Source organism: uncultured Tyzzerella sp. (genome assembly GCF_963558545.1).
In the GTDB taxonomy this organism is placed as follows: domain Bacteria; phylum Bacillota; class Clostridia; order Lachnospirales; family CAG-274; genus Tyzzerella.
This window is the reverse complement of sequence record NZ_CAUWHO010000097.1, coordinates 1-3,010: the sequence shown is the minus strand read 5'-3', so window position 1 is coordinate 3,010 and position 3,010 is coordinate 1. Positions and strand designations below refer to the sequence as shown.

Genomic DNA, 3,010 nt, shown 5'->3' with positions numbered 1-3,010 from the left:
TTGTCTTATTCTATTTTTTAAAATTTTTGCTTTACCTACATATATGACTATGTCATCTTTATTAAACATCAAGTATACACCTGGTAAAGTAGGAACTTTTTTTAATTCTTCTTCTATATCAAACAATTATACCCTCCTAATGTTAAGAACTTTTTATTGATAAGATTAAATTTGCTAAATTATCAATATTATCACTTTTAAGAATTGATAGTATTACTTTATCTGTACTATATTGGTCACAAAACATTCTACCAAAAATTGTACTCATTTTGTGTAATAAGTCTTCACTTGCTTCAGGTTTATCATATAAATAATTAGCTAATAAAGTTTTATATATTATATAGTAAAAAACAAATATAATACAACATTCTTTTATAGAATTAATGCCATTGTATGGTAATGCCTTATAAAAAAATAAGTTTACAAAAATATTTTCTATAAAATATTCTTTATCTTTCATAAGGTCATAACGTATTTTTTTGTAATCATTGTATATATTTGAGAATGTTTTTTCTTTGCTATTATTTAATTCAAAAATAGATTTTTCAATATTAAATAATAAATCTCTAAAAATTAAAAAGATTTCTTTATTTCCAGATAGATTAATTGTATTTAACATACTATTTGATACACTTGTTAAAACCAAATTATGATTTTGTGTATTAATATTTAAACTATTTTTGTAAAAAGGGATATTATTAAAAAAGTTATTTAAATATTCTGGAATTTCATTATATTTACTGCTAGATGATAATTCATCAATTTTAAACATAAGTATACTTAAAAAAATCATTCTATCATCTAAAGAGTACTCTCTTAATTGTAATAATTCTAAGCAAATTAGCCTTATATCATCAAAATAATATAAGATACTATTAGTATTTTTAGATAAATCTATAGTACTAGGGTATTTTTCGTAATAGTCTTCTTCAATAACTTCAAAGATAATGCCGTTTTTTAAAGCATAAAGTAATTTACTAACTTCTTCACAGCCAATTGTCATTGAACGTTCATAGTTATTAAAAATATTATTATGAACTCTTGGAAAAAGTCGACAAGTAAAACAAAGAGAATCTTCTCCTAAATATTTATGTACCATACAAAGATTATCATTATCTTGTAAAGGGCAAAATGATTCCGCATATTCTTCTTCAATTGATTTTTCATTACCATTTTCAAAATTTGTATAATTTATTTTAGTTGGAATTTTTTTATGGGTTAGTTTAGCATATTGTACATCACTAGGATTATTTTTATTTTTTTTAATAGTTTTATTTAATAACTCTACAAAATATTCAGGTTCTTTAATTTTTTTATATTTGAAATAAGTTTCTTTATCTATAGGGATGTTCCAACTATAATTACAACAATTAAATTTACAAGAAGAACCAGAACATTTAAAATCTTTATAAAATGATGGTTGTAAAAATGTATATTTATTTTTCATATATTTTCTCCATTTAATATTAGATTTACTTTTAATATTTATATTAACACTATAACTTAACTTTAAATAATATTATAACATTTATTTTTAATTTTGTATATATATGATATATTAAAGCTATTTAAAAGTGCCAAATATATGATATATTTTAAATATTTTTAACAAATACAAGAAATATAAGAAAATAATAATATCATATGTTTATTGCTTATAATAAATTCTTTGTAATAAAGATATAATTAATAAATAACTCTCATATATTTAATAAAAAAATAAGGAGATTTTATGAGTAAAAAATTAATTATAAAAGGAGCGTTAATATTAACTTTAGCTAATGTTATAACTCGGGTTTTAGGGTTTATTTATAGGATATATATGTCTAATGTAATAGGTGCAGAGGGTATGGGACTATATCAACTTATAATGCCTATATATATGTTAGCTTGGAGTATATCATCATCAGGGTTTTCTACTACTATATCAAAACTGGTAGCAGAAGAAAATTCCAAAAGAGAGTATGGAAACATAAAAATAATTTTATCAATATGTATGTTTTTATCAGGGTTAATAGCTTTATTAATAAGTATATTTATATTTATATTTTCTGATTACATAGCCAATAATATATTAAAAAATGAAAATATATTATTATCATTGCATATTATGTGTATAAGTTTTCCTTTTATGGCCTTAGGTTCTTGTATAAGAGGATATTTTTTAGGTATGCAAGATACAATAGTACCTGCTATAAGTCAAGTTTTAGAGCAAGTGGCTAGAATGATAACAATATATCTTTTAGCATCTATATTTATACCTATGGGGATATCATATGCTTGTGGTGTTGCTGTAATAGGTATGTGCGTAGGAGAAATATTTTCATTTTTATATGTACTAATGGTATATAACACTAAAAGTAATATAACAAAAAAGCCAAGTATATCAATATTTAAATCTAGTGTTATAATTTTATCTATGACAATACCTTTAACAGGAAATAGAGTTTTAGGTTCATTTTTAAGTACAATAGAAAATATATTAATACCACAAAAATTAGTAGAATATGGCTATAATAGTGCAGAAGCTATGAGTTTATATGGACAACTTAGTGGTATGTCTATGCCATTAGTAATGTTTCCATCATCACTTCTTACAGCACTTGCAATAGCTATAGTTCCAGCTATATCAGAAGCAGCTGCAAAAAACAATATAGATACAATAAGAAGTACTATATCAAAGGCTTTTACAATAACATCATTTATAGGTATAGGCACTTTAGGCTTATTTATGTTTTTTTCAAATGAGCTTGGTATAACTATATATTCCCAAAAAGATATAGGTTGGCAATTATTGTATATTGGGTTTTTATGCCCTTTAATATATTGTCACGTTACATTTTCTGGTATATTAAACGGTCTAGGAGAACAACTATTAATTTTTAAAAATAGTATTATATCATCTATAATAAATATTGGATTTATATATTTTTTAATACCTAAATACGATTTATACGCATTTATAGTAGGTTGGTTTTTAAGTTTAGCTATTATAAATATTATATCATTA

At 22.6% G+C, this 3,010-nt stretch carries 3 protein-coding genes; 1 reads left to right on the top strand and 2 read right to left on the bottom strand.

Annotated elements, in window-relative coordinates; genetic code table 11:
• Both R5Z65_RS10195 and fliB read right to left on the bottom strand, forming a co-directional pair.
• A partial coding sequence (locus tag R5Z65_RS10195; RefSeq protein WP_317368827.1) for a GIY-YIG nuclease family protein occupies positions 1 to 126 on the bottom strand: 126 nt, incomplete at its 3' end.
• A 16-nt stretch (positions 127 to 142) separates the two neighbouring features.
• Positions 143 to 1,447, bottom strand: coding sequence for a flagellin lysine-N-methylase (fliB, locus tag R5Z65_RS09780; protein WP_317368826.1), 1,305 nt, complete (start codon positions 1,445 to 1,447; stop codon positions 143 to 145).
• Between the two features lie 285 nt (positions 1,448 to 1,732).
• Between fliB and R5Z65_RS09775 the strand changes: the two genes are divergently transcribed.
• The coding region (locus R5Z65_RS09775; RefSeq protein ID WP_317368825.1) for a polysaccharide biosynthesis protein at positions 1,733 to 3,010 on the top strand (1,278 nt) is incomplete at its 3' end.

Coding starts and splice junctions, on each gene's coding strand:
- fliB (WP_317368826.1), bottom strand. CDS start 1,447: ATGAAAAATAAATATACATTTTTACAACCATCATTTTATAAAGATTTT.